Annotated in this window: 26 protein-coding genes; 17 read left to right on the forward strand and 9 right to left on the reverse strand. The window is 65.1% G+C overall.

Annotated features, from left to right (window positions below; all coding sequences use genetic code 11):
• Positions 1–66 precede the first annotated feature (66 nt).
• A complete protein-coding gene (locus AB7F41_RS02085) occupies positions 67–630 on the reverse strand; it encodes an HdeD family acid-resistance protein (protein ID WP_428382677.1) in 564 nt (187 codons plus the stop codon).
• A gap of 188 nt (positions 631–818) precedes the next feature.
• On the opposite strand from AB7F41_RS02085, the gene AB7F41_RS02090 reads away from it, so the two are divergent.
• On the forward strand, positions 819–1,490 hold the full coding sequence (locus tag AB7F41_RS02090; RefSeq protein WP_428382678.1) for a YggS family pyridoxal phosphate-dependent enzyme: 672 nt from the start codon (positions 819–821) through the stop codon (positions 1,488–1,490).
• A gap of 43 nt (positions 1,491–1,533) precedes the next feature.
• Here the strand turns inward: AB7F41_RS02090 and AB7F41_RS02095 are convergent, their stop codons facing one another.
• Positions 1,534–2,076 carry a L,D-transpeptidase family protein gene (locus AB7F41_RS02095; protein WP_428382679.1) on the reverse strand — a complete coding sequence of 181 codons (543 nt, stop codon included), beginning with the start codon at positions 2,074–2,076 and terminating at the stop codon, positions 1,534–1,536.
• A 98-nt stretch (positions 2,077–2,174) separates the two neighbouring features.
• Between AB7F41_RS02095 and AB7F41_RS02100 the strand changes: the two genes are divergently transcribed.
• The 4 genes from AB7F41_RS02100 to AB7F41_RS02115 all read left to right on the forward strand — a co-directional run bounded on the left by AB7F41_RS02100 (position 2,175) and on the right by AB7F41_RS02115 (position 5,722).
• On the forward strand, positions 2,175–2,807 hold the full coding sequence (locus AB7F41_RS02100) for a winged helix-turn-helix domain-containing protein (protein ID WP_428382681.1): 633 nt from the start codon (positions 2,175–2,177) through the stop codon (positions 2,805–2,807).
• Positions 2,808–2,882: 75 nt separating this feature from the next.
• Entirely contained in the window at positions 2,883–3,353 is a 471-nt protein-coding gene (locus AB7F41_RS02105) for a cyclic nucleotide-binding domain-containing protein (protein ID WP_428382683.1), read from the forward strand.
• A 134-nt stretch (positions 3,354–3,487) separates the two neighbouring features.
• Complete coding sequence (locus AB7F41_RS02110; RefSeq protein ID WP_428382685.1) at positions 3,488–3,946, forward strand: hypothetical protein; 459 nt, start codon at positions 3,488–3,490, stop codon at positions 3,944–3,946.
• 138 nt (positions 3,947–4,084) lie between these two features.
• Positions 4,085–5,722, forward strand: a complete 1,638-nt coding sequence (locus AB7F41_RS02115) for an alpha-D-glucose phosphate-specific phosphoglucomutase (RefSeq protein WP_428382687.1) — start codon at positions 4,085–4,087, stop codon at positions 5,720–5,722.
• 45 nt (positions 5,723–5,767) lie between these two features.
• Here the strand turns inward: AB7F41_RS02115 and AB7F41_RS02120 are convergent, their stop codons facing one another.
• Positions 5,768–6,373, reverse strand: coding sequence for a hypothetical protein (locus tag AB7F41_RS02120; protein WP_428382689.1), 606 nt, complete (start codon positions 6,371–6,373; stop codon positions 5,768–5,770).
• Positions 6,374–6,391: 18 nt separating this feature from the next.
• Positions 6,392–8,368, reverse strand: a complete 1,977-nt coding sequence (locus tag AB7F41_RS02125) for an alkyl/aryl-sulfatase (protein WP_428382691.1) — start codon at positions 8,366–8,368, stop codon at positions 6,392–6,394.
• A gap of 153 nt (positions 8,369–8,521) precedes the next feature.
• On the opposite strand from AB7F41_RS02125, the gene AB7F41_RS02130 reads away from it, so the two are divergent.
• Entirely contained in the window at positions 8,522–9,841 is a 1,320-nt protein-coding gene (locus tag AB7F41_RS02130) for a DUF3422 family protein (protein WP_428382693.1), read from the forward strand.
• Between the two features lie 3 nt (positions 9,842–9,844).
• On the opposite strand, the gene AB7F41_RS02135 is transcribed toward AB7F41_RS02130, so the two are convergent.
• Both AB7F41_RS02135 and AB7F41_RS02140 read right to left on the reverse strand, forming a co-directional pair.
• The gene (locus AB7F41_RS02135; protein ID WP_428382695.1) at positions 9,845–10,102 is read right to left on the reverse strand and encodes an exodeoxyribonuclease VII small subunit; all 258 of its coding nucleotides are present in this window, start codon (positions 10,100–10,102) and stop codon (positions 9,845–9,847) included.
• Between the two features lie 33 nt (positions 10,103–10,135).
• Positions 10,136–11,548 carry a cation diffusion facilitator family transporter gene (locus tag AB7F41_RS02140; protein WP_428382697.1) on the reverse strand — a complete coding sequence of 471 codons (1,413 nt, stop codon included), beginning with the start codon at positions 11,546–11,548 and terminating at the stop codon, positions 10,136–10,138.
• 112 nt (positions 11,549–11,660) lie between these two features.
• On the opposite strand from AB7F41_RS02140, the gene AB7F41_RS02145 reads away from it, so the two are divergent.
• The 3 genes from AB7F41_RS02145 to AB7F41_RS02155 all read left to right on the forward strand — a co-directional run bounded on the left by AB7F41_RS02145 (position 11,661) and on the right by AB7F41_RS02155 (position 13,737).
• Positions 11,661–12,101 (forward strand): VOC family protein, encoded by a 441-nt coding sequence (locus tag AB7F41_RS02145; RefSeq protein ID WP_428382699.1) that lies wholly within the window; start codon positions 11,661–11,663, stop codon positions 12,099–12,101.
• A 517-nt stretch (positions 12,102–12,618) separates the two neighbouring features.
• Complete coding sequence (locus tag AB7F41_RS02150) at positions 12,619–12,978, forward strand: hypothetical protein (protein ID WP_428382700.1); 360 nt, start codon at positions 12,619–12,621, stop codon at positions 12,976–12,978.
• A 117-nt stretch (positions 12,979–13,095) separates the two neighbouring features.
• Positions 13,096–13,737 carry a DedA family protein gene (locus tag AB7F41_RS02155; RefSeq protein WP_428382702.1) on the forward strand — a complete coding sequence of 214 codons (642 nt, stop codon included), beginning with the start codon at positions 13,096–13,098 and terminating at the stop codon, positions 13,735–13,737.
• Here AB7F41_RS02155 and AB7F41_RS02160 read toward each other — a convergent pair.
• Entirely contained in the window at positions 13,734–14,225 is a 492-nt protein-coding gene (locus AB7F41_RS02160; protein ID WP_428382704.1) for a DUF2244 domain-containing protein, read from the reverse strand. The two genes, AB7F41_RS02155 and AB7F41_RS02160, sit on opposite strands and share 4 nt — an antisense overlap.
• Positions 14,226–14,273: 48 nt before the next feature.
• On the opposite strand from AB7F41_RS02160, the gene nth reads away from it, so the two are divergent.
• Positions 14,274–14,975, forward strand: coding sequence for an endonuclease III (nth, locus tag AB7F41_RS02165; RefSeq protein ID WP_428382706.1), 702 nt, complete (start codon positions 14,274–14,276; stop codon positions 14,973–14,975).
• A 421-nt stretch (positions 14,976–15,396) separates the two neighbouring features.
• Here nth and AB7F41_RS02170 read toward each other — a convergent pair whose 3' ends face one another.
• Positions 15,397–16,245 (reverse strand): ATP-binding protein, encoded by an 849-nt coding sequence (locus tag AB7F41_RS02170; protein WP_428382708.1) that lies wholly within the window; start codon positions 16,243–16,245, stop codon positions 15,397–15,399.
• Between the two features lie 307 nt (positions 16,246–16,552).
• Here AB7F41_RS02170 and AB7F41_RS02175 point away from each other — a divergent pair, with 307 nt between their 5' ends.
• From AB7F41_RS02175 to AB7F41_RS02205, 7 genes are all read left to right on the forward strand, one after another.
• On the forward strand, positions 16,553–19,510 hold the full coding sequence (locus tag AB7F41_RS02175; protein ID WP_428382710.1) for a bifunctional [glutamine synthetase] adenylyltransferase/[glutamine synthetase]-adenylyl-L-tyrosine phosphorylase: 2,958 nt from the start codon (positions 16,553–16,555) through the stop codon (positions 19,508–19,510).
• 122 nt (positions 19,511–19,632) lie between these two features.
• Positions 19,633–20,526 carry a peptidylprolyl isomerase gene (locus tag AB7F41_RS02180; RefSeq protein WP_428382712.1) on the forward strand — a complete coding sequence of 298 codons (894 nt, stop codon included), beginning with the start codon at positions 19,633–19,635 and terminating at the stop codon, positions 20,524–20,526.
• A gap of 263 nt (positions 20,527–20,789) precedes the next feature.
• The gene (gene argJ / locus AB7F41_RS02185) at positions 20,790–22,040 is read left to right on the forward strand and encodes a bifunctional glutamate N-acetyltransferase/amino-acid acetyltransferase ArgJ (protein ID WP_428382714.1); all 1,251 of its coding nucleotides are present in this window, start codon (positions 20,790–20,792) and stop codon (positions 22,038–22,040) included.
• An 11-nt stretch (positions 22,041–22,051) separates the two neighbouring features.
• Positions 22,052–22,729 carry an HAD family hydrolase gene (locus AB7F41_RS02190; RefSeq protein WP_428382716.1) on the forward strand — a complete coding sequence of 226 codons (678 nt, stop codon included), beginning with the start codon at positions 22,052–22,054 and terminating at the stop codon, positions 22,727–22,729.
• Positions 22,730–22,790: 61 nt separating this feature from the next.
• Positions 22,791–23,312 (forward strand): carboxypeptidase regulatory-like domain-containing protein, encoded by a 522-nt coding sequence (locus AB7F41_RS02195; RefSeq protein WP_428382717.1) that lies wholly within the window; start codon positions 22,791–22,793, stop codon positions 23,310–23,312.
• Between the two features lie 8 nt (positions 23,313–23,320).
• Positions 23,321–23,725 (forward strand): (deoxy)nucleoside triphosphate pyrophosphohydrolase, encoded by a 405-nt coding sequence (locus AB7F41_RS02200; RefSeq protein ID WP_428382719.1) that lies wholly within the window; start codon positions 23,321–23,323, stop codon positions 23,723–23,725.
• Between the two features lie 61 nt (positions 23,726–23,786).
• Entirely contained in the window at positions 23,787–25,163 is a 1,377-nt protein-coding gene (locus AB7F41_RS02205) for a DUF2252 domain-containing protein (RefSeq protein WP_428382721.1), read from the forward strand.
• Here the strand turns inward: AB7F41_RS02205 and AB7F41_RS02210 are convergent.
• Complete coding sequence (locus tag AB7F41_RS02210; protein WP_428382722.1) at positions 25,144–26,208, reverse strand: sensor histidine kinase; 1,065 nt, start codon at positions 26,206–26,208, stop codon at positions 25,144–25,146. The genes AB7F41_RS02205 and AB7F41_RS02210 overlap by 20 nt on opposite strands.
• Positions 26,209–26,214: the final 6 nt, after the last annotated feature.

A 26,214-nucleotide genomic window follows, 5' to 3' on the forward strand; every position in this document is an offset into this window, starting at 1 on the left:
CTGGAAAAAGCTAGGGGGCTGGAAGCCCAGCCCCCTATAGTTCCCATGAACTCATGCCTTCTAAACTCATGCCTTCGCCGAAAGGCCGACGGTGATCCAGCTGACGCCCTCGAAGATCAGATTGATGGCGAGGAACAGGCCGAGGATGTAAAGGCCGGAATACGGCCATTGCGCCATGATCATGCCGCCGAGCACGATGCTGATCACGCCCGAGAACGCCACGAGGCCCCACGGTCCGACGTCGCGAATGTGCCAGGCGAGGATCAGCTTGAAGATCCCGGCGATGAGGAGCGCGACGCCGATGATCGCCGTCAGCGACACCGCCGCGGCCAAAGGATCGCGAAACACCATAAAACCCGCAATGACGGTGATGACCCCGATCACGCCCCACAACAGCGCCCTGGTCCAGGGCCGGATCTGAACGGCGGTGATGATCTCCATCGCGCCGGCGACAAGCATCGCCGCGCCGACATAGAACACGGTCACGAGCGTGGCGGTGGTGACGTCATAGAGCGCGAACAGACCGCCGATAAGCATGAGCGCGCCGAGCGCGACGATCCATCCCCATTTGCGGCGCAGATGATGCAGGTGCATCGCGCGCCCGCCATACATCAGGCTGTCATTGACCATTGTCGGCCTCCAATGCGGTGGGAACACTCATTCGTTAAGTGGGACGCGTTTCTCAAAAATGAACAGCGGCGCAATCCCGCATCTCCTTGCCGCCGGAAGCTTAACGCGCTGACCCGCACGAAGTTCCAACCTGCGGCGCCATAAATTCGGCGCTTGACCGCGCGGCGGAAATCGCGATTTTCGCGCCCATGGGAGCCGCCGATCGCCTTCAATCCACGCGCGCAGCGATACGCCGCGCCGCGCTGGACTGCGGCCGCGCGCCTGACTCCGTGCGCCTGGTCTGCGTCACCAAGACTTTTCCGGCCGAGGCGGTTGTCCCGCTGCTGGACGCCGGCCATCGCATCTTCGGCGAAAACCGGGTGCAGGAGGCCGCGGCGAAATGGCCGGCGTTGCGTGAAAAATATCCCGACGTCGAATTGCATCTCATCGGGCCGCTGCAGTCGAACAAGACGCAGGAGGCGGTCGGTCTCTTCGACGTCATCCAGAGCGTCGACCGGGAAAAGATCGCCAAAGCGCTTTCCGAGGAAATGGCCCGGACGGGCAAGCGCCCGCGGCTTTTCGCGCAGGTCAACACCGGCGCCGAGCCGCAAAAGGCCGGCGTCCTTCCGGAAGCCGCCGACGCGTTTCTCGCGGCCTGCCGCGACGCTTACGGGCTGCAGATCGACGGGCTGATGTGCGTGCCGCCGGTCGACCAGCAGGCCGCGCCGCATTTCGCGCTGCTCGCCGATATCGCCGCGCGCAACGGGATCGGGGAATTGTCGATGGGCATGAGTTCGGATTTCGAACTCGCGATCCAGTTGGGCGCCACTTACGTCAGGATCGGTTCGGCGATCATGGGCGAACGGGAGTATCCAGCTTAGCGTTGCGAGCGCCTCATCCGTTGGGAGCGGGTCCGCGTTTCGCTCATCCGATCAGCAGCGCGACCCGGCGCCCGAGCCGCGGCAGAAGCCGCCGCATGTCGCGCGCCCGCAACGCGACGCAGCCGGCGGTGGGCGAAAGGTCCTCGGCGGCGATGTGAAAGAAAATCGCGCTGCCGCGGCCGCGCCGGCGGGGACGCAGATTGTAGCCCATCACGCCGACGGCGTCGTAAAGCCCGTCCTGGCGCCACATTTCCTCATGGCCGAGGCGTGACGGCGCGCAGAGCGGCTTATTATACAGGAAGGAGCGCGGGTCATCGCACCAGAGGTCGCGCGGCCGCGTGCGTCGCCACGGCAGGCGCAGGGAGATCGGGGCGCGCAGGTAGAAATAAAGGAGCGGCCAGCGGCCGGCCGGCGTCGCGCCGTCGCCCTCGCGTTTGTTGCGCGTGATCCCGGCGCGGCCGAGCGCGCAGGGAAGAAGCAGCGAACCGGCGATCAGCCGCCCGTCATGGGGGGAGCCGCCGATGCGGCGCGCGACGCGCAGCAGACGCAGCCCGGCGGATTTCGCCCGTTTCGCTCGATGAGGCATGATCCCCAGTCTTATACGCCGTCTTATACGCCGCCTGCCGGCGCGTTTGACGCCCATAGCAGGACTCCCATCCCCGAAGCGAGGAGCGATCCGGGACGATGTTCCTTACGCGAACTCTGAGCATTCTCGCCGAACCGCCGCTGCGGGCGACGCTCGTCGAGCAATTTGCCGCGCTCCGCCGCTATGCGCTGCGCGAGTGCCGGTTCGACGCGACGGAAGAGGATTGGCCGGACGCGGCGATCCTGGACGAGGCGCATTGTCGCCTCGCGGCGCTTGCCGAGGCGCGCGCGCGCGGCTGCAAGACCCGCGTCGTGCTGATCGCCGATTCCCCGAAAACCCCGCCCCATGGGATCGACGCCGTCGTCGCGCGTCCGTTCCGCTTCGCCGAACTCGTCGCGCTCATCGACCGCGCGCCCGCCGCGGCGGCCATCGGGCCCTATTGGTTCGAGGCGGGCGAGTTGCGAACGGCCTCCGGCGCGCGTTTGAGGCTCACCGAAAAGGAAGCGGCGATCCTGGCAAGGCTCGCGCGCGCCCATGGGGCGACGGTCTCCCGCGCGGCGCTGCTGCGCGACGTCTGGGGCTATGGACCGAATATGTCGACCCGCACGCTCGAGACCCACATCCATCGTCTCAGGCGCAAATTCGAACCCTCGCCAAGCCGCCCACGTTGGCTCAAGACGGAGGGCGACGGCTATCGGCTCGCCGCGCGCGAGGAGGACGCCGCTTCTTGACCCTCGCGCCCTGAGTCGGCCGCATATCGAGCGACATATAGGACAGCCGCCGCGGGACGCCGAACAAAAAATCACATGACGCCGGACGATTACATCGACAATCTCACGCGCATTCCCCTGTTTTCGATGTTTGAGCCCGCCGCCCTGCGCATGCTGGCCTTTTCCGCGGAAACGCGCTTGCTGCGGACCGGCGACGTGCTGTTTCGACGCGGCGAAACGTCCGACGGAGGCTATGTGCTCACCGTCGGATCGATCGCGCTCGTCCGCCATGACGACGGGCGTTCCCCGTCGATCATCGTCCGGCCCTGGACGCTGATCGGCGAAACCGCGCTTCTTGCGCAGTCGACGCGGCCGGCAGCGGCCTTCGCGCGCGAGCCGGCGACCGCGCTTAAGATCCTGCGCCCCTTGTTTCATGTTGTTCTTGAACAACATCCGGCGACCGCCGCCCGCGTGCGGGATTTCTTCCGCCGCAGGCTTCTGGATTTCGTCTGCGCCGTCGGCGCGGAGTCCTCCGCCGCCGAGACCGACGCCCGGCGATTAACGTAAACGCCAAAAAAAGTTGGGCTTCGGCCTCTCCAAGCGGATCAAAACCCACCTAACTGAGTTGTTAATCGCACGTAAACTCCCGGGGGGTTTGCGGCGCCGCGCGGCTGCACGCCGCGCCAAAAGGAGGAAATACGATGCGTAAAGGCCTAAAACTGGCGCTCTCCGGTGCGCTTTGCGGCGCCACTTTCGCGACCGCCCTGCCTACGGAAGCGTTCGCCGGCCCAATGAGCGCGCCGGATCGATCGGTGGTTGCGCCTTCAAGCCCTGTCGAGAACGTCTGGTATCGCCGAGGCTGGGGCGGGCGTCGCGCCGGCTGGGGCTGGCGCGGCGGTGGCTGGCGCCGCGCTGGCTGGGGACCTGGCTGGGGCTATCGGCGCGGCTACTACAATCCGGGCGGAGCCGTCGCGGCGGGCGTCGGCCTCGGTCTCCTGGGGGCCGGCCTCGCGGCGTCCAATAGCTATTATTATGGCGATCCCTACGGCTACGGTTACGGCTGGGGCTATCCCTACGGCGGCTGGGGCGGCGGCTGGGGCGGCTGGGGTGGCGGCTGGGGAGGCGGCTGGGGCGGCGGCTGGGGCGGCTGGGGCTGGTAAGCCCAAAGCTTTCCACGCAAGATCGAAAAAAAGCGGCGCGGAACCTCCGCGCCGTCTTTTTGCCGCCCCTGGCGACCCGTTGTAGAAGCTGACGCCGCGCAGCTCGCGCGCCGACGCCAACGCGGGGCCTCCGTCTAAATGCCTTCACACGCGACGACGATCGCAACGACGCCATACGCCGATCAACGCCCAGGCACCTCAGGCCTGCGCAAGAAAGTCGCTGTTTTCACGCAGCGCCATTATCTCGAGAATTTCATTCAGTCGATTTTCGACGCTCTGGAGGGATATCAGGGCGCAACGATCGTCGTTGGCGGCGATGGCCGCTATTACAATCGAGAGGCGATTCAGAAGATCCTGAAGATCGCCGCCGCCAATGGCGTCGGCCGAGTCGTCCTCGGACAAGGCGGGATCTTGTCCACGCCCGCCGCTTCGGCGCTGATCCGCGCGCTCGGCGCCTTCGGCGGCATTGTGCTGTCCGCCAGCCACAACCCCGGCGGCCCGCACGGCGACTTCGGCGTCAAATACAATGTCGCAAACGGCGGCCCCGCGCCCGAGAAGGTGACGGACGCGATCTACGCCCGCACGCGCGAGATCACATCCTTCAAGATCGTCGAAGCGCCGGACGTCGACATCGACAGGCTCGGCGAGACGACGATCGGTGGCATGCGCGTCGAAGTCGTCGACAGCGTCGAAAATTACCAAGCGCTGATGCAGACGCTCTTCGACTTCGATCGCATTCGCGACGCCTTTCGCTCAGGCCTGACCTTCACATTCGACGCCATGTCCGCCGTCACCGGCCCCTATGCGCGCGCCATCTTCGAAGCAGAGCTGGGCGCGCCGCCCGGCAGCGTCGTCAATGCGACGCCGCTGCCCGACTTCGGCGGACATCATCCCGATCCCAATCTCGTCCACGCAAGGAGCCTGTACGAGCTTGCGATGTCCGACAATGCGCCCGATCTTTGCGCAGCGTCGGACGGCGACGGCGACCGCAATCTCATCATCGGCCGCGGCCGTTTCGTCACGCCCTCGGACAGTCTCGCGATCCTCGCCGCCAACGCCGCCATCGCGCCGGGCTATCGGCGGGGCGTTGCAGGGATCGCACGATCGATGCCGACGAGCGGCGCCGCCGACCGCGTCGCGGAACAGCTCGGCGTCCCGATCTATGAGACGCCGACCGGCTGGAAATATTTCGGCAATCTGCTCGACGCCGGCCTCGTGACGATCTGCGGCGAGGAAAGCGCCGGCGCCGGCTCAGACCATGTGCGCGAAAAGGACGGGTTGTGGGCGGTGCTGTTCTGGCTCGACATCCTCGCGGCGCGCAAGGAGAGCGTCGACGCCATCGTCCGCCAACATTGGACGACCTATGGGCGCAACTATTATTCGCGCCACGATTATGAGGAAGTCGCGAGCGACGGCGCGCACGCGCTGATTGACGCGCTGCGCGATCGCCTGCCGGCGCTCGCGGGGCGCTGTTACGGCGCGCTCGAGGTCGCGAAGGCCGACGACTTCGCCTATCACGATCCTGTCGACGGCTCCGACTCCAAACATCAAGGCCTGCGCGTGATGTTCGCCGACGGATCGCGCATCGTCTACCGGCTGTCCGGCACCGGCACGGCCGGCGCGACGCTCCGCGTCTATATCGAGCGTTACGAACCTGATCCCGCGCGGCAATATCTGGAAACCCAGGCGGCGCTCGCCGAGCTCATCACGTTGTCGCGCGAAATCGCGTCGATCGAACATTACACGCGCCGCGCCGCGCCGAGCGTGATCACCTGAACGCCAGACAAGAGCGACGGGCGGCGCGCCCGCAATCCGCGTCAGCTACTTGCGCCTGAAGAAAGGGATAGCCTTTACGGCGGCGCTCGTCTTCGACGAGACTGCGCTGAGCAGCGCCGCGCGGATCGCGTCAGCCGCGGGCGGCTCCGCGTCGACGGCGATCACGCCGAGATCGAACGCCGCGCGCGGCGCGAGCGCGCCGTCGAGCGCCGCGGCGAGAACCGTTTCATTGGTGACGATCACCACGTCGCCGGGCGTCGGTCCGGCGACATGCATCTGCACATCATAGCCCTGCCCGCTTGCGACCAATCGCGACCACAATCGGGATTCGATGAAGAGAATGGAAATTCTGGGCGCCTGCGCCAGGGTCGCAGGCGTCGCGGCGAGGCGCCGCTCGAAGCTTTGGATATGGCCCGCGGCGCGCCAATAGCCTTTCGGTCCGGGCTCGATCGGCGCCGCCGCAGCGCGACCGACGACGCCGCTCGCGACCGCGTCGCTAATGGCGAAAGCGACCGCCAGCGACTTCGGATGCATCGCGCTGAAGCCGGCGCCGAGCGCCCCGTCGAACCCGCAGGCGAACCCCGCCGAGGGGCTCGCGACGACGGTCGCCATGACGAACGCGCCGGCAAGGGCGCTGAACCGCGCAGGCATATCGGGCGCGCTCCGGGCTTAAGGCGTCACGATGTGGAACCAGAACGGGAATTTATCGAGCAACCCCACGAATTCGACAAAGACCTCGCGCTTTCCTTCGACTTTCAGCTCACCCGACGCGATCGCCTGTTCGGGCGTGAGAAGGCCGAGCTGGATTCGATCGAGCGTCGATTTCTTGAGCGTGGCCTTCGCGTCCGGGTTCGGCGCGGGCTTGTCCGAATAGTTGAGCACGCCATTTTCGACCACCAGCCGATAGAGTTTCTTGAGGTCGGTGAACTCAACGTTCAGGATCAGCTTTTTCCCGACGGCCTTGGGTCCGTTCAACCGCACGGCGAGATAGTCCCACGTCATTTCCGGAGGCATCGCCTCGATCGTGTCGGCGCTCGCCGTGTTCAAGCCGCCGGAATCGGGAACGCCATTGCGCAATTCATATGCGCCTTGCAGATAGATCGCGCGCCAGGGTCCGGACTCGGCCTGGTAGCCCATCTGCTCATAAGCGTCGGCGAGCAGCTCTTTGGCGTCCTTATTGTTCGGATCGGCGAACACGGCGTGCGTCAGCGCCTCCGCGACCCAGCGGTATTCGCCCTTGTCGAAATCCGCTCTGGCGCGTTTCAGGATCGCCGGCGCGCCGCCCATATATGCGACATATTTCTGGGCCGCTTCTTCGCGCGGGAGCTGGTCCAGCGTCGTCGGGTTGCCGTCGTAGAAGCCCATGTAACGCTGATAGACCGCCCGCGAATTGTGTTTGAGCGTGCCATAATAGCCGCGGTCGGCCCATGTCTTGTCGAGCTCCGGCGGCAGCCGGATCATGTTGGACAGTTCAACGCCGGTATAGCCCTTGTTCAACAGATTCACCGACTGGTCGTGAATATATTTGTAAAGATCGCGCTGCTTCTTGAGGTAGTCGAGAATGTTGTCTCTTCCCCACAGCGGCCAGTGATGGCTCTGGAATTTGACGTCCGACTTGTCGGCGAAAAGTTCGATCGTCTCATCGAGGTAGCGCGCCCATTTCAGCGCGTCCCGCACCTGCGCCCCGCGCAACGTCAGAATGTTATGCATCGTATTGGTGGCGTTTTCGGCCATCCACATCGCGCGAAATTGCGGGAAGTAGGTGTTCATTTCCGCCGGCGCCTCGGTGCCCGGCGTCATCTGAAAAACCATGCGCACGCCGTCGATGGTGACGGTCTCGCCGGTCTTCTTGATCCCGCGCGTCGGCAGGATCAGCGATATGACGCCGGTCGAGGTCGTCTGACCCAGTCCTGCGCCGACGCCGCCGCGTTCGCCGCGCGGCAGCATCGCGCCGTACATGAAAATGGCGCGGCGGCTCATCGCATTGCCGGCGATGACATTTTCACTGATCGCATGTTCGGCGAAATGTTCGGGCGCGAGGACCTGAATCTTTCCCGCCTTCACGTCGGCGGCGTCGACGATTCCGCGCGCGCCGCCATAGTGATCGACATGCGAATGGCTGTAGACGACGGCGACGATCGGACGCTTGCCGAGGTTCTGCGTGACAAGCTCGAACGCGGCCTTAGCGGTCTGGGTCGAGATCAGCGGATCGAACACGATCCAGCCCTTGTCGCCCTTGATGAAGGTGATGTTCGACAGGTCATAGCCGCGGACCTGAAAAATGCGATCGTGAACCTTGTACAGGCCGTAATTCATATTGAGTTGCGCATTGCGCCACAGGCTCGGATTGACCGAATCGGGCGCCGGCTTGTCGACGATGAAAGATTTGAAGCTTTCCATGTCCCAAACGACTTTGCCCGATGCGTCCTTGATTGTTAGCGAGTCAGGCTTGGCGATCAGCCCGCGCGCGGCGTTGTCAAAATCTTGGCGGTCGTTGAAATTCAGGCTTTGCAACACGGCGCGATTCGCCGCTTTCGTCGCTTCCGACGCAGGCTTGGGCGCCGTTTGCGCATGCGCGAGGGCGGCGACGACCGCCAGGAGGGCGCCGAGGATTGCCGAAAGCGTTTTCCGTCGCGCGTCGAACATGCGGCCCCTCCATGCGGCTTGCCTTGTCGCCTGTGACGGAAAAGAATTGTCTGGAAAGGAATTCGTGGCAACCAAAAACGGACGTCGCCGGGCCGATTCCGACGAAGCTGACGCGACACCGATGATTCGCGTGAATGCGCGCCAAGAGACACAATGGAAATCAGCGACGACGAACGCATGAATTTCAGCGCGCATCCGTTCCGCGAGGCGGTTCTTGCGGAGCTGCACGCGCGGCCGTTTCTGCCGCTCGACGCCCCGCGCCGCATCTATCATTACGCCTTCGCGACGGACCATGAAGCGGCGGCCGCCGATCGCGAGGCGATCGGCGCGCTTGCGCGCGCGCAGGGCGTGCTGGCGCCGGATCCGGGCGCCCGATTCCACTATTTTATCTTCGGCGACTGGCGGCTGCGCTGGGAGCAGCACAGCGAATTCACCACCTACAGCTGGTCGACCGGCGTCGGCGCCGAAATTCCCTTCGCGCACGCCGATCCGTTCAGGTCGGGGGAATTCGCCTTCACGCCGCCGGGCGTTCTCATCGTCGCGACGCAGCTCTGCGTCGTCGACGGCGCGCGATCGGTCGACGAGCTTGCATCCTATTTCAATTCGCAGAGTCTGTGCGTCGTCGGCGTTGAAGATCGCGACGCGCAGGTTCTGACCGACTTCGCCGTCGACGCCTATGGCTATACGCGCATGCTGATCCGCGGCAATGCGCTGCCGCGTTTCGAAGCCGGTCGTCTCGCGCAGCGCATCCTCGAGATCGAAACCTATCGCACGATGGCGTTGCTCGGCCTGCCGCTCGCGCGGGAGGTGTCGCCGCAGCTCGCCGAAATGGAGCGCGAACTTTCCGGCATCACCGAAGCGCTGAACGAAGCGCATGACATGCGCGTCAATGACCGTCTGCTGAAGCGCCTCTCCGACCTGCTCGCGAGCAGTCAGGCGCTGTCGACGCGCACCGCCTTCCGCTTCGACGCGAGCCGCGCCTATCGCGCGCTGGTGAAGAACCGGCTCTCGCAGCTGCAGGAGCGGCGCGAAGGACAATATGTGACGATTTCAGAATTCCTGAACGCGCGACTCGATCCGGCGATCGAAACCTGCAACGCCGTCGAGGCGCGCCAGACCCGCTTTTCGACGCAGGTCGAGCGCGCGACCGATCTGATGCGCACGGGCATCACGCTCAAGATGGAGCGGCAGAACAGCGCCCTGCTTGAAGAAATGAATCGCCGCACGCGTTTGCAGATGCGGCTCAACCGCATCGTGCAAGGAATCACGGTCGCCGGACTCGCCTATTTTCTCACCGGACTCTTCAGCTTCGTCGCCAAGGGGCTCAAGGCCGCCGGCGCCCTGCCGCCGCAGGTTTCCGCCGATCTGGCCGCCGCCCTTGCGCTGCCGATCGCCGTGCTCATCGCGATGGCGTTCATGAGCCGCGTTCAAAGACTGTCGCGAGAGGCGGCGGAAGAGGAACAGGTGGACTGACGCCTATTCCACGTCGAAGGGGGCCAATCCTTTCGGCTGGCCGTTGTCGCCGAGGGTGATCTTCTCGATGCGCGCCTCGGCCTCGGCGAGAAGCGTCTCGCAGCGCGCCTGCAGCGCCTTGCCGCGCGCATAGAGCTTCACCGACTCGTCGAGCGAGACGGCGCCCTTCTCGAGATCGCCGACGATGCGCTCAAGCTCCTGCATCGCCTGTTCGAAAGGCATCGTGGCGATGTCTGCGTTGGCGTCCGGCTCCTGCGTCATGGCGTCTCTCATAGATGAAGCGCGCGGTCTTGGCTATCGCGCCGCGCGGCGGCCGCCCGGCTCGGCGCGGCCGACGATGCGCAAGATCTCCGGAAATTCCTCGCGCGTGCGGCGCTCGATCTCGTCGAGCGCGTCATGGGCGTTCTGCACCGAAACGTCGGCGTCCAGTCTGCAGCGAAAATTGACGACGAAGCCGCCGGCCGTGTCGCGGACGCGAATGTCGCCGATTTGCGCCGGCGGCCGGGTCTGAGCGGCGACGCGCGCGAGCGCCGCTACGATTGCGCCGGCCGCTGCGGGATCCGCGGCGTGCGCCGCGAGCAGCTGCGTCTCCAGCGGCTCGATATGCGTCTCGACCTCGGCGTCGGCGCCGAATTCGTCGCGCAGCGCGCTTTCAAAATCGGCGGCGACGGCGTGCGCCTCGCCGAGCGGCATGGCGCCGTCGAGCTCGATGTCGACGCCGATCGAGAGCCGGCCGTCGATCTGTTGCGCGATCACATGATGCGCGTGAATGTGACGACGCGCGCCAACCAGCAGGATGCGCTCCGCGACCGTTTCGTCGTCGAGCGCGCGCGGCTCGATCGACAGCGTCACGCGGGCGCGCGGCGTCACATCGGCGATCGCCTCGGCCACCGCCGATTTGATCCGCGCCGCCTGCTCCACGCGCAGCCCGCGCGAAACGCCGATCGTCGCCTCGCCGACGATGTCCGGGCCGACGGTGCGCAGCCGCAGCGAATCGATGGCGATGACGCCAGGCACTTCGGCGATGGATCTTTCGAGCAGCGGCGCCGCCTCGCGCGGCGCGGCGTCGAGCAATGTGTCGATCGTGCGACGGCCGAGCCGAAAGCCCGCAATGGCGATGAATGCGGCGACGCCCAGCGCGGCGAACGCGTCGCCGCGCTCAAATCCGTATTGCGCTGCGATGAGGCCGATGAGCACCAGCGTCGACGACACCAGATCGCTCGCAAAATGCAGCGCGTCGGCGGCCAGGGCGTCGCTGCCTTCCGCCTTGGCGATTCGACTCAGTCGCCGCGAGCGCACGTAATCGATGACGATCGAAACGACGAGCACGCCATAGATCGGCCAGCCGGCGTCGATCTCGACATTCGGCTCCTGCAAGCGCCGCCAGGCTTCGGCGACGACGAACACCGCGAGGCCGAAAAGGAAGCCCGTTTCAATGAGCGCGGCAAGCGCCTCATATTTGCCATGGCCGTAGTGATGTTTCTCGTCCGCTGGCTTTTCCGCTTCGCGGACCGCGAAGAACGTCAGCACGGTCGCGCCCGTATCGACGAAGGCGTGGCCGGCCTCCGACAACAGCGCAAGCGAACCGGACCACAGACCGGCTGCGAGCTTCGCGACCGCGAGGAACGCGCTGGCGGCGATTGACGCCTTCGCGGCTGCGAGCTTGACGCTCGTCGCCGCTCTCGGAAGAGCTTTCGTCTCGGTCACGACGCCGCGCACTCTATATTCTGGGAGCGCTCGCCCCTATCAGGCGGCCGGCGGGGGCGCAAATCCCGCCGCCAGAACCGCTATACGCCAACGGATGAATTAGGAGCCGCTTATGAGATTTCTGCATAGCATGGTCCGCGTCGGCGATCTCGACCGCTCGCTTGCATTTTTTTGCGATACGCTCGGGCTTCGGGAGGTGCGCCGCACGGAAAGCGAAAAGGGCCGCTACACGCTCGTCTATCTCGCCGCGCCCGATGACGCCGCTCAGGCCGAGGAAAAGCACGCGCCGCTCGTCGAACTCACCTACAATTGGGACGAGCACGAATATGCCGGCGGCCGCAACTTCGGCCATCTCGCCTTCGCCGTTCAGAATATTTACGAAGTCTGCGCCCGTCTGCAGTCGGCGGGCGTGACAATCAATCGGCCGCCGCGCGATGGCCACATGGCCTTCGTGCGAACGCCGGACATGATTTCCATTGAGCTGTTGCAGCAGGGCGCGCCGCTGCCGCCGCAGGAACCCTGGGCTTCAGCGCCGAACATCGGGGAATGGTAGGCTTTCGCGGCGCCACGTGGCGCTTTTGCGGCGCAGCTACGAATTTTTTCGTCGCCGGGAACCATTGCTTTGGCCGTGAGTTGAGTCAGCAGGCGAGCTGTGGCCCCAGTTCGTCTCATCGAAATGTTGTGAGTTTGCTGACGAAGTTTCGTCGTGCTGCTGTCACTGCAACCGATTAGGAAGCGCGGCGCGCACAGTTTGGAATCGGCGTCTTCGAAACGAAAGTCGGTTCTCGACGCCGACTGTCACCTTCGCTGGCAATGATGTTCTGTCCGCGCGCATGACGAAATTTTCGGCGCGCATTACGAAACTTTCAGCACAAGAATTTTTCAGCGCAGCTTATACAGATGACGTTCAGCTTGACGGTGTAGTTTGGCGGCAGCTGAGGGTCCCAACGCGTCTGATGCAAGCGCAAATGTTTGTGCGCAAGCAAACAGCGCAGACAATGTCGCGGAAATAGAAACCGCGTTAACGAAAGGTTCTGAAGTTTGGAACGGGTTCAAGGGCGGAGGTCGTCATGGTCATCGTGGATCTGATCAATTCCTGCTCTAACGATAAGGTCGCGCAGGCCGCGCTGGCGTGCATCGGCGGCGGCTTTGCGGAACGCGTGCGCGTCGCAGCCGTGGAGAAAGGCGTGAGCGTAGGCAAATTCGTCGCTCTGGCGGTGCGGGAATTTGCGCGCCGGTCGGATGAAGCGACTCAGGAAGCGCTTCGCGTCAGGGTGGCCCGAGACGATCAGCCCCTGCTCAGAGGCTTGCGCGAGGTCCTCGAAACGGCGCTGGAGCGCGATCCCTTCTTCCTGGACGACGAGGCGCTCGCCGCGACGCCGCCCTATGCGTTCAGCGCCGCGCGCGATGATGCGCTGCGGTATCACTGAACCGCCTGACGTCTTCCATCCGGCGTGTTTGATGGCGGCCTCGGCTTCGGCGATGTCGCCATTTCAGTTTTCTGGCCTAGATGAGAGTCTTCCGCCGTCTCTCGTTTCAGGCCAGGGATGACGCATATCCTCGATCAGGCGCAGATCGCGTCCATCCTGACCGTTTATGGCTATTGGGCGATCTTCATCGTCGTCGCCCTCGAAAGCGCCGGGATCCCGCTGCCCGGCGAGACCATGCTCGTCGGCGCGGCGATTTTTGCGCGGCTGACAGGAACCGTGCCCATCGAGAGCATCGTGATCGCGGCGGCGGCCGGCGCGATCGTCGGCGACAATATGGGCTACTGGCTGGGACGCGAATTCGGCACGAAACTGCTCGAACGCTATGGCCATCATGTCGGACTCGGGCCGGAAAAATTGCGGCTCGGCCAATATCTTTTCTATCGATGGGGCGGCGCGATCGTCTTTTTTGGACGTTTCGTCGCGCTGCTGCGCATTCTCGCGGCGTCGCTTGCCGGCGCCAATCATCTGCCGCCCGGCCGCTTTTTCTTCTACAACGCCACGGGCGGCGTCGTCTGGGCGTGCGTATTCGGCTTCGGCGCCTACTACCTGACGGCGGGATTTGAACAAATCAAAGGCCCGATCGCCATCGCCCTCGCCGGCGCTCTCTGCATCGGCTTGTTTACGCTTTGGCGGCGCTACAAGCGTCATGAAGCGCGGCTGATGCGGGAAGCCGACGCCATGCTCAGCCAGCGCCGCTAGCCGAAATGCGCGCCTCTCCGCGCATCGATGAGCGCGCGATTGAGTTCGCGCGCCAGCTCCGCCTTTTGGTCCGGTCCCAGAAAGGCGCCGATCTCGACGCTTTCGCCGCGGAAGACCAGGGCGACCCTCTCGGTGCCGAATTCCTCATGCACGGTCTGTTCGAGCCGCACCCAGGACGGGTTGAACCGCCATTCCTTGCGCTGGCCGCACACGCCGATTTGCGCAAAAACCAGTTCGAGCGGCGTGAGATCAAGCGTCTCGTGGCGCCGCGCAGAGCGATAGCTGACCCGGAACGCGAGATAGAGGCCCAGCGCGTCGAGGCCCATGAAGCCGGCGACCGGCCAGGCGCCCATCAGGAAAAAAGGCAGGGCGAACAGAACCTGGCCAAGGCAGAAAATCATGATGAAGAGATAGAACGCGTGCCGCGTCATCGACCGATGCGGCGAGAGCCGCGCTTCATAGATTTTCCGCTCGAAAGGGTCGGACATCTCTCCTGCCGGCTTTGCCCTCAAGATTCTGAAAGTTATAACGCGTCCATGGCGGAAACAAACACTCAGAGCGCGCGCGCCGCAAAAAAACCCCGCGCCGGCCGGCGGCCGTCCCCCGCCGAAGCCGCGCGCATCGAAGAGATTTTCGCGCGCCTCTCCGCCGCAAATCCTCACCCGAGGAGCGAACTGCAGTATAAAAACTCGTTCACCCTGCTCGTCGCGGTCGTGCTGTCCGCGCAAGCGACCGACGCCGGCGTCAACAAGGCGACTCCGGCGCTCTTCGCGCTCGCCGACACGCCCGCCAAAATGGCGGCGCTCGGCGAGGAGCGCGTGCGCGATCTCGTCAAGACGATCGGCCTCTATCGCGCCAAGGCGAAAAATATCGTCGCCCTCTCTCGACTGCTCGTCGAACGCCATGGGGGCGAAGTGCCCCGCACGCTCGAGGAGCTGACGGCGCTCCCCGGCGTCGGCCGCAAGACGGCGAATGTCGTGCTCAACGTCGCCTTTCACCAGCCGGTGATCGCGGTCGACACGCATATTTTTCGAGTCTCGAACCGGCTGCCGCTGGCGACAGGCAAGACGCCCGAGCAGGTCGAAGCGGGACTCGAACGCGTCGTGCCGGAAAAATATCTGCTGCACGCGCATCACTGGCTCATTCTGCACGGACGCTATGTCTGCAAGGCGCGCAAACCCGACTGCCCGCGCTGCGTGGTCGCCGATCTATGCCGGTTCAAAGGGAAGACGATCTAGTCGGGCGACAATTGGCGAAGGCGCGGCGCTTGTTGCGGCGCACCCACAGGCCTCCGGCCTAACGACGGCCCCTTGTCCCGGGCGGCAACAGGACAAAGTCACAGACCGGCGTCTCTGCGCTATGGGATTTTCGACGCAAGCCGGAGGGCCGAACGCCATCGGAGAGGAACCCTATGAATTACAAAATGGCGATCATCATCCTGGGCGGTTTGCTGTTTGTCGCCGCCATGATTCCCTATGCCTACAAGCCGCGATGCACGACCGGGGAATGCATGCCGGAACGGCCGTACTAGTCCGCCAGACGACGATCCGAGGCGCCCGCTGAGCGGCGCGCCTCGGACGCGCGCGCGTCAACCGGCCCAAGGCCGACCGATCTTCGCGCGCCGGTTTGCGGCGCGGAACGCATGATGCGCGAGCAAATTCATTTGCAATTGCGGCCCAGACGCCCCGCCAAATCCTGAATATATTGCCAGGCGACGCGGCCTGAGCGCCCGCCGCGCGTGATCGACCATTCCAGCGCCTCGGCGCGGATCGTCGCCTCCGGCGCATCCAGGCCGAAATGTTCGGCATAGCCGAAGACCATCGCCAGATAGTCATCCTGGCTGCAATTGTGGAAGCCGATCCAAAGTCCGAAGCGATCGGACAGCGAGATTTTCTCTTCGATCACCTCGCCGGGATGGATCGCCGTCGCGCTCTCATTCTCCATCATGTCGCGCGGCAGCAAATGGCGGCGGTTCGACGTGGCGTAGAACAGGACATTGTCCGGCCGCCCTTCGACGCCGCCTTCGAGAGCGGTCTTCAGCGCCTTGTAGCTCGTCTCCGACCCGTCAAACGACAAGTCGTCGCAAAAAACGATGAAGCGGAACGGCGCCGGCGCCAGCGCGCCAAGCAGCGCCGGCAAGGCTTCGATATCTTCGCGATGGATTTCGACGAGCTTCAGCCCCTTTCCGGCAAGCGCGCCGTGAACGGATTTCACCAGCGAGGATTTGCCCATGCCGCGCGCGCCCCAAAGCAACGCATTGTTGGCGGGCAGCCCCTGCGCGAAGCGGCTGGTGTTGGCGAACAGCATGTCGCGCTGGCGGTCGACGCCCTTGAGCAGCGCCAGATCGACGCGATTGACGCGCGCGACCGGATGAAACGCGCCGCCGGCGGCGCGCCAGACAAAGGCCTCGGCGGCGGCGAAGTCGGGCTGCGGCGGCTGCGGCGGCGCCATGCGCTCCAGCGCGCCGGCGATGCGGGCGAGCAGCTGCGCGACATCCTCTTGCGACATGAGTCTTTCTCGCTCATCGGCGCCAACCTCCCTCCTCCTTCAAGACGCATGCCCCGCTCCTCGGGATGAGGGAGTATTGTTATGCCTTGCTCAACACGAAGATCACGGACGATGGCGCCAAGCTCGTCCGTTCGGCCCAAGGCCCCGCACACTGAGGAGGCTCCGCAGGAGCCGTCTCGAAGGACGGGGAGCCGGCTCCTTTTCCCATTGACGTATCCGCTGTCGACTCTCAAAGCTGATCTACGGGCATAGCTGGATTATATCCTCGGCGCAAAGCCGCTTCTCGCCGTCCAAAAAGGAAGTTTTCTTGACGTCGGACGCCAACGTCCTTCTGGACCGCGCCAGGGTCTTCATCGCGCCGCTCGACGCCGGGAAGGCGCAAGAGGCGCTCGCGCGCGTCCTGGAGAAGGACGCAGCGACGGATGGCGCGCTTGCCGCTCTGTTTCAGGAGCGGCCGCAGGCGCGCGATCTGCTGCTCGGCGTATTGGGCTCTTCGCCCTATCTGACCGATCTCTCGGCGCGCGATCCGGCGCGGCTGGCGCGCGCGCTCACAAGCGATCCCACGCAGCGCGTCGAAGCGCTGATCGACGCGACGCAAAACATCGCGACCGACGACGAAGCCGAGCTGATGCGCCTGTTGCGCGCCACCAAGCAGGACGCCGCGCTCGTCATCGCGCTCGCCGATCTCGCCAAAGTGTGGGACATGCCGCAGGCGACGCGGGCGCTCACGCGGATCGCCGACGCCACGCTTTCCGCCGCAACTCGCTTCACGCTACGCGCCGCCGCGCTCGCCGGCAAGATCGAGCTCGCCGACCAGCGCGACCCGGAACGCGGGTCGGGATGGATCTTTCTCGGCATGGGCAAGGGCGGCGCCTTCGAGCTGAATTACTCATCCGACATCGACCTCATCGTTTTCTTCGACCGGTCGCGCGCGCGCCTCGCCGATCCTTCGGAGGACGTCGATTTCTTCGTCAGGCTGACGAAGCGCATCGTGAAGATCATGAGCGAGCGCACGGTCGACGGCTATGTGTTTCGCACCGATTTGCGGCTGCGTCCCGATCCGGGCGCCACGCCGATCGCCATCCCGCTCGAAGCGGCGCTGAGCTACTACGAAAGCATGGGCCAGAACTGGGAGCGCGCCGCCTTTATCAAGGCGCGGCCGGTCGCCGGCGACATTTTCGCCGGCGAACAGTTCCTGCAGGAGCTCGCGCCCTTCGTCTGGCGCAAATATTTCGATTTCGCGGCGATCGCCGACGTGCATTCCATCAAGCGGCAGATTCATGCGCATAAGGGGCACGGAAAGATCGCCGTCGCCGGCCACAACATCAAACTCGGCCGCGGCGGCATTCGCGAAATCGAATTCTTCGTGCAGACGCAACAGCTCATCACCGGCGGCCGCGACCGGCGCCTGCGCGGACGCGAGACTCTCGCCATGCTGGACCAGCTCGTCGACAGCGGCTGGGTGGCGCCGGAGGCGCGCGACGATCTGCGCGACGCCTATCTCTTTCTGCGCGACGTCGAGCATCGCATCCAGATGGTCGCCGACGAGCAGAAGCATACTTTGCCCGAGAGCGAAGACGGCGTCGCAATCATCGGCCGCATGATGGGCTTTGGCGGCTACGCCGATTTCGCCGACGCGCTGCTCAAGCGTCTCGACGTGGTGCAGAGCCATTATGCGCAGCTTTTCGAAAGCGCGCCGCAGCTCACCTCCTCCGCCGGCAATCTGGTCTTCACCGGCGACGACGACGATCCGGGCACGATCGAGACTCTCGCCGCTATGGGCTTCGCCAGCCCCAAGACGGTGACCGCGACGATCCGCGGCTGGCATTTCGGACGCTACGCCGCGACCCGCTCCACCGTCGCGCGCGAGCGGCTGACTGAACTCACGCCCATACTGCTCGAAGCGATCGCGGCGACCGAGAACGCCGACGCCGCCTTTCTCGCCTTCGACAGTCTCATCTCGAAACTGCCGGCGGGCGTGCAGCTCTTCTCGCTTCTGGTCTCCCAGCCGCGCCTCCTGAAATTGCTCGCGGCGATCATGGGCGCGGCGCCCAAGCTCGCCGAGACCATTTCGCGGCGTCCGCGCGTCCTCGACGCGCTGCTCGAGCCGGCGTTTTTCGAAAGCGTGCCGACTCAGGCCGAACTCGACCAGCGCCTCGCGGAGCAGTTCCTCGAGGCGCGCTCCTATGAAGACGCGCTCGATCGCGCCCGCATCTTCGGACAGGAGCAGAAATTCCTCATCGGCGTGCGCATCCTGACCGGCTCGGCGTCCGTCGCGGAGGCCGGCGTCGCCTATACCCGTCTGGCCGAAACGCTCATCGCCGGGCTCTTCGCGCGCGTCTGCGAGGAATTCGCCAGAACGCATGGCGTGATCGAAGGCGGCGCGGCCGCGGTCGTCGCCATGGGCAAGCTCGGCGGGCGCGAGATGACCGCGGCGTCGGACCTCGATCTGATGCTCCTCTATGACGCCGATCCCCTGGCGGAATCGACGGGCGGCGAACGGCCCATTTCGACGCAGCAATACTACGGCCGCCTGACCCAGAGGCTGATCAGCGCGCTGTCCGCGCCCACGGCGGAAGGCCTGCTCTACGAAGTCGATTTCCGCCTGCGGCCGTCGGGCAACAGTGGGCCGATTGCGGTGAGCCTCAAAACCTTCTCGGAATATCAGGCCAACGAAGCCTGGACCTGGGAGCACATGGCGCTGACCCGCGCGCGCGTCGTCGCCGCGCCAGAGGCGTTCGCCAACCGCGTCGCGGCGGAGATCCGCGTCGCGCTGACGCGTCCCCGCGACCCGGACAAATTGAAGGACGACGTGCTGTCGATGCGCCGGCGGCTCGAAAAGGAAAAGGCGCCGAAGAGCCCCTGGGAGGTCAAGCAGGCTCCCGGCGGGCTGATCGACATCGAATTCATCGCGCAATATCTGCTGCTGCTCCATGGTCCGCAGCATCCTCAGCTCTTTTCGACGACGACGGCCGTCGCCCTCGAGCGCCTGAAGGACGCGGGCTTCCTCGACGCGGGCGCCGCCGAAGCGCTGGCGAACGCCTCGAAGCTCTACCAGGGGCTGACGCAATTGCTGCGGCTCGCCGTCGACGAGGCGTTCCGTCCTGCGGACGCGCCGCGCGGACTGACCGAGCTTCTGCTGCGCGTGGGCGACGCGCCCGATCTTTCCAACCTCGAAGCCCTGCTCGCTGATACGCAGAAGCGGACCCGGGAAATTTTCTCGAACGTCGTCGGCGAACCCGCCGCGCGCCCGGTTTCGGCGTAAGCGGGAGTTGCGGAACCGCCCGTGGGGGCATAGATACGCCGGATTCCTCGCGCAGGAGCTTTCCCGTCGGCGGCGACGGCCGCTTTATTCAGGGCCGCCCTGGTCTTTCTTTGGAGCACAACATGTCTCACGCCCGCAAGAATGCGCGTTCTCTCGCCCGCGCCGCGCTTGGAGCGACCGCGCTCGCCGCCCTGCTGGCGATGAGCGCCGTCGGCGCCACATCCGCTGAGGCAAAAACGCTCGCCAAGGTCAATGGCGTCGAGATCACCGACGAAGACCTGAACATGGCGATGGAGGATCTTGGCGGCGCCATTCCGCGCCAGCTCGAGGGAAAGGCGCGCGAAAGCTATGTGCTCGACTTTCTGATCGATGAGCAGCTCGTCGTCCAGAAAGCGCAGGCCGACAAGCTCGCCGAGACGCCGGAATTCGCCAAGAAGCTCGCCTATCTGCGCGACAAGGCGCTGATGGAGACGCTGCTCGGAGACGTCGCCAAACAAGCGGCGACGGAAGCGGCCATCAAGCAGACCTATGACGAGGCGGCGAAAAACCAGAAGCCCGAAACCGAATATCACGCCCATCACATTCTGGTGCCGACCGAGGAAGAGGCGAAGGCCGCGCTGAAGCGCGTGAAGGGCGGCGAGGATTTCGGCAAGGTCGCCACGGAGCTTTCGAAGGACCCCGGCGCCAAAGGCGGCGATCTCGGCTGGTTCACCAAGGACCGCATGGTGCCGGAATTCGGCGACGCTGCGGCGAAGATGGAGCCGGGGCAGATTTCCGATCCCGTGAAGACGCAGTTCGGCTGGCACATCATCCGGCTCGACGAGAAGCGCCCGAAAGTGTTTCCGCCGCTCGATCAGGTCAAGGATCAGGTCGCCCGTTACGTGGTGCAGAAGGCGCAGAGCGAACTCGTCATGAAATTGCGCGAAGGCGCCAAGATCGAACGCGCCGACCAGCCCGCCGAGGCGCCGAAGGCCGCCGAACCGCCCAAGAAAGCGGACGATAAAAAGAAGAAGTAGCGATCGGGCTTCGCCCTCGTCTTGACCGTCGAAACGCGATTCGTCCGGCGGGACGGTCGCCTGCCCGCATAATCCGGCGATGGCGCGTTGGCCGGCATGACGCCCTCGGCTTCCCCTCGTCGCTCTGCCCCTGCCCGCATTGCTTTACAATGCGCGCCTGGGGAAGAACGTTCGCGCGAGTCGGCTCCGTCACGGCCTTGACGCGCGACTCGGCGAGGGTTCAAACCCGTGCCGTCCAGCTCCAAATGTCCAAGGCTTGAAGAATGTCTCACGACGCTCCCGTTTCGCCGCTCGCGCCGGCATCCGCGCCTGATATCCCACCGCTCGAAGGCGTCCGCTTCGCCGTCGGCGCCGCAGGCGTGCGCTACGCCGGGCGCACCGATGTGATGCTGGCCTTGCTCGATCGCGGAACCACGGTCGCGGGCGTCTTCACCAAATCCAAATGTCCGTCGGCGCCGGTCGACTGGTGCCGAGACAGGCTGCTCAAGGGCGGAAAGGCCCGCGCGCTGCTCGTCAATTCCGGAAATGCCAACGCCTTCACCGGGAAGACTGGGGCGCAGGCGGTCAAATTCTCGGCGAAGCTCGTCGCCGGAGCGACGGGCGCGCCCGAACGGCAGATTTTTCTGGCGTCCACAGGCGTCATCGGCGAACCGCTCGACGCGCAGAAATTCGACGGCCTGCTGGAGAAGCTCGTTGAAGCGGCGCGGCCCGACGGCTGGCTCGACGCCGCCCGCGCCGTCATGACCACGGACACCTATCCGAAGCTCGCAACCCGAACGGCGACGATCGCCGGCGTCGACGTGACGATCAGCGGCTTCGCCAAGGGCGCTGGAATGATCGCGCCGGACATGGCGACGATGCTCGCCTTCGTCTTCACCGACGCCGCGATCGACTCCGAACCGCTGCAGGCGATGCTCGCGGATGGCGTCAAGGGCAGCTTCAACGCCATCACCGTCGACGGCGACACGTCGACGTCCGACACGCTCCTGCTGTTTGCGACCGGCGCAGCGAAGCAGCGCGGCGCGCCGAAGATCGAAAAGGCGAACGACAAGCGGCTCGTCGAATTCAAGCGCGCGCTCGATGCGGTGCTGCGCGACCTTGCCCATCAAGTGGTGAAGGACGGCGAAGGCGCGCGTAAATTCGTCGAAGTCACGGTGACGGGCGCCGACAGCGCCAAGGCGGCGAAGCGCGTCGCCTTCTCGATCGCCAATTCGCCGCTCGTCAAGACCGCGATCGCCGGCGAAGACGCGAATTGGGGCCGCATCGTCATGGCCGTCGGCAAGGCCGGCGAGAAGGCCGACCGCGATCGACTCGCGATCTGGTTCGGCGGCGTGCGCGTCGCCCATAAGGGGCTGCGCGATCCAGACTATGACGAAGCGGAAGTTTCGCAGATCATGAAGCGCGACGAAATCGTCATCAACGTCGATCTTGGTATCGGCAAAGGCGCAGCGACGGTCTGGACCTGCGATCTCACCAAGGAATATGTCGCGATCAACGGCGACTATCGCAGCTGATCCGCCGCATCATGTTCCCGAATGCGGTGCGCGCCGCAATCTTCGACATGGACGGAACGCTTCTCGACACGGAGCGGCTCTATCTGCGCGCCATCGGCGAGGCCTGTTCCGCCATGCGGCTACAGGCCGACGACGGCTTCTTTCTGCAGATGCTCGGAACGCCCTGGTCGAACTGCTATGCGCTCATGGAACGCCAGTTTGGCGACGGTTTCGTGCGGGCGCGCTTCGACGCGCTGTTCGAAGAACGCTTCGGCGCGCTGACCCGCGACGGGGTTCCGGTCAAGCCCGGGGTCCGCGAACTCCTGGCGCATCTTCAGTCCCGCGCCACACCGATGGCGGTCGCGACCTCGACGAGCGGCGCGGTCGCGCGGCGCCATCTCGAACGCGCCGGCATTCTCGATTGTTTCGCGGCGCGGATCACCTCGGACATGGTGAATCGCGCGAAGCCCGCGCCGGACGCTTTTCTGAAAGCCGCGGAGGCGCTTGATATTGCGTCAAAATATTGTCTTGCGCTGGAGGACTCGCCCGCGGGCGTCCAGTCCGCGGCGGCCTCCGGCGCAATGACCATCATGGTTCCGGACCTCGCGCCGGCGACTGCGGCCGAGCGGTCGAGATGCGTCGCAGTCGTCAGAACCATGTATGACGTGCTAGATTGCCTGATCGCCGCCGAAGCCGCCGCGCCAGCTTGACCAGCGGGCGCGCGGCGACTGCAGAGATTTGCGATCTGCGTTCTCGTGGAGCGTTGCCGTCATGCGTTGCGTGAAGCTATTCTTCGTCGCGCCGCTCGCCCTGCTTTCAGCATGCAATACCGGGCGCGGTCCGGTGTCCGGCGTCGGCTTCGATCCGTCGCAGGCGAATTACATCCGCGCCCCCGGCAGAGGCGTCATCACCGGACAGGCCTTCCTGCGCGACGCGACCGGGCAAACCAATGTGCGCTACGCGGCCGGCGAAACCGTGCGGCTCATACCGGCGACGACTTACGCGCAGACGCGGATCAAGAATTTTTACGGCTCGGTGAAATTCCTGCCCGCCGCGTCGATCCCGAAAGTCGCGCCGGACACGCAATATGCGTCGCTCACGCGCACGACGACGACGGAATCGAACGGCCGCTTCACATTCGAGAATGTCGCGCCCGGCCATTATTATCTCACCACCCAGCTCGTCTGGAAGCCAAAGGAGTCGGGCAAGCCCGAAGGCGGCGCGATGTATGAAGAAGTCACGCTCACCGGCAAGGAAAACGGTCCGGTGAAGGTTGTTCTCTCCGGCAATTGAGCGCGCCCGTGAATCTTCTTCTCGTCGTCGCCGCGGCGCTGATCGACGCCGACAATCGCGTGCTCATCGCGCAGCGCCCGGAAGGCAAGACGCTCGCCGGCCTATGGGAATTTCCTGGCGGCAAATTGCATCCCGGCGAAAGGCCGGAGGACGCTCTGGCGCGCGAACTCGAAGAGGAGCTTGGCGTCCGCATCTGCGCGCCGTGCTGCGCGCCCCTGACCTTCGCCAGCCACGCCTATGACGACTTCCACCTGCTGATGCCGCTTTACGTCTGCCGGAAGTGGGAGGGCTTCATCGCCCCGGCGGAAGGCCAGGCGGTGAAATGGACCAGGGCCCGCGATCTGCGCAACTATCCGATGCCGCCCGCCGACGCGCCGCTGATCGGTCCGCTCATCGACCTGCTCGGGCAATGACAGCCTGACTCAACCGCGATCGTTTACGCCCGTGTGCCCCATTTTCTGAGGATTGGCGACAATGAACATTGAAGCGTCAGGCTGCGTCGCCAATCAGCGCGGCCCCGACCGCCGCACCCGCTATTTGGCCGGGAAGGCGCTGCGCCAAATCATCCCGCGCGCAACGCTGGCGGAGTTTGCGCCCGCCGCAAACCGCGACCCGATCGCGATCATCGACGAGACCGAACGGGATCGAATCGCATTCCTGCTGCCGCTGCGCCGCACATCGATGGCGGCCTCGCCGCACGCTTTTCTACGCGGCGCCGCCGACGTCATGGCGGCCGATCTGGCGACGCAGCCGGCGCCCGGCATTCGCGCGCAGGTCTGCGGCGATTGTCATCTGATGAATTTCGGCGCCTTCGTCTCGCCGGAAGGACATGCGCTGTTCGACGTGAATGATTTCGACGAGACGCTGCCCGATGTGGACGTCACGATCGATCTTCGCCGCTTCGCGACGAGCGTCGTCGTCGCGGCGCTCGGCGCCGATAAAAGCAAGGGCGCCGCACGATCGATGGCGCGCGCCGCCATTCAGGCCTATCGGCTTGCCGTGACGGAACTCGCCGCCTTGTCGCCGCTCCAGGCCTGGAACACCCGCATGCCGCTGCGCGACGTCGTCGCGACGCTTCGAAACCGGGTTCTCCACGCGGCCGCGCACGCCGCGACGTCGTCGCGTGGGAACGAAGACGATTGCGCGGATAATTTTCCAAAAGTCACGGAAGACGCCGACGGCGCCTGTCGAATCGAAGACAAGCCGCCGCGGCTCTTTCACTTCGACGACAATGCGGCCAACCAATTCGATGTCGACGGGCTGCTGGCCGCCGCATTCACGAACCTGCCGCCGCATGTCGCTTCTCTATTGCGGCGTTACTGTCTGTCCGACATCGCGTTCAAGGCCGTTGGCGTCGGCAGCGTCGGAACCTACTGCACGATCGCGCTGTTCTTGAGCCCGGACGACGAGCCGCTATTCCTTCAAGTGAAGGAGGCAAAGCGCTCGGCGCTGGAGCGTTTCGGCGTCGGCGCCTGGCCAGGCGCTCAGGGCGCGCGCGTCGTCGAAGGGCAGCGCATGATGCAAGCGGCGTCCGACATTTTTCTCGCAACAATGCGCGATCCGGCGTCGCAGCGGGAATTCTACATGCGTCAGCTGAAGACGCGCCGTCTCGGCAACCTCACGGAATTGATGCAGCGCCACGACCTGCTGGATTACGCGAAACTGTGCGGGCGCACCTTGGCGCGGGCGCATGCGCGTTCCGCCGACGCCACGATTCTTGCGGGTTATATGGGGAAGAGCGCCGCCTTCGACGATGCGCTGGCGTCCTTCGCAATGCTCTACGCGCAGCAGAACGCCCGGGACTATAAGGCGTTTTGCGCAAAGCGCGACGCTACGCGTGCTCCTCCATGACCGTCGCGTAGCTCGCGGGAATCGATAGCGTCCAGATCAATCCATCCGGCGGGAAATTCAGCGTCGCGGCGCCGTCCAGCGCTTGCGCGACAAGGCGCTTGATCACCTTATGGCCGAAGCCTTCGCGCGGCGGCGTCGCCACCGCCGGACCGCCGCTCTCGCGCCATTCGATGTTGAGCCGTCCGTCTTCAAACCCCCATGTCAGCGACACGGCCCCGTCGGGGCGCGACAGCGCGCCATAGCTCAACGCATTGGTCGCGAGCTCGTGCAAGGCGAGGCCGACGTTCTGCGCCGCCTCCGGCTTCAGCATGATCCGCGGCCCGTCGATCGTGGCGCGCGGCGAGAGGTCTCCCTGCGGCACGTCCATGCAATAGGCGAGCTGCGCGCGCACCAGTTGGCGCATCGAGGCGCCGCGCCAGTCCTGGGACACCAGCAGGTCATGCGCCATCGACAGCGCCTGCAACCGCGCGGCGAATTTGCGCTGAAACACTTCGAGCGACGGCGAGCCGGCGGCCGTCTGCCGCGACATCGCCTGCACGACGGCGAGAAGGTTCTTCGAGCGATGCACAAGTTCGCGCAGGAGAACCTGCACATGCTGCTCGCGCTGCTTGCGCGGCGTGATGTCGCGCGCGGTGCCGAGAATGCGCACCGCCCGCCCGTCCTCAAAAAAGGTGCGGCCGCGGACGGACACCCAGCGTTCGATGCGGTCGGTCTGGCCGATGACGCGATATTCGATCTCGTAGTCGCCGGCGTGATTGGGATCGAGCGCGACGCCCACGGCCTCCTTCGTGCGCTTCTTGTCCTGCGGATGCAGCGCGCTGCGGAAGATTTCGAAGCTCGCGGGAACGCCCTCCGGCAGTCCCCAGAGGCGGCGCACGCGCTCGTCGATATGCACCTCGCCGGTGAGGAGGTTCCAATCCCAGATGCCGGTGCGGCCGGCGTCGAGCGCAAGTTGCATCCGCTCCAGAGCGAACGCCTGCTCGTCGCAGACGGTACGCGCCCGACGCGCATCGTCGGTGTCCGGGCGAATTTCCGTGTCGGTCATTCGGCG

Origin of the sequence: Methylocystis sp., from assembly GCF_050251305.1 — a bacterium.
Classification (GTDB): domain Bacteria; phylum Pseudomonadota; class Alphaproteobacteria; order Rhizobiales; family Beijerinckiaceae; genus Methylocystis.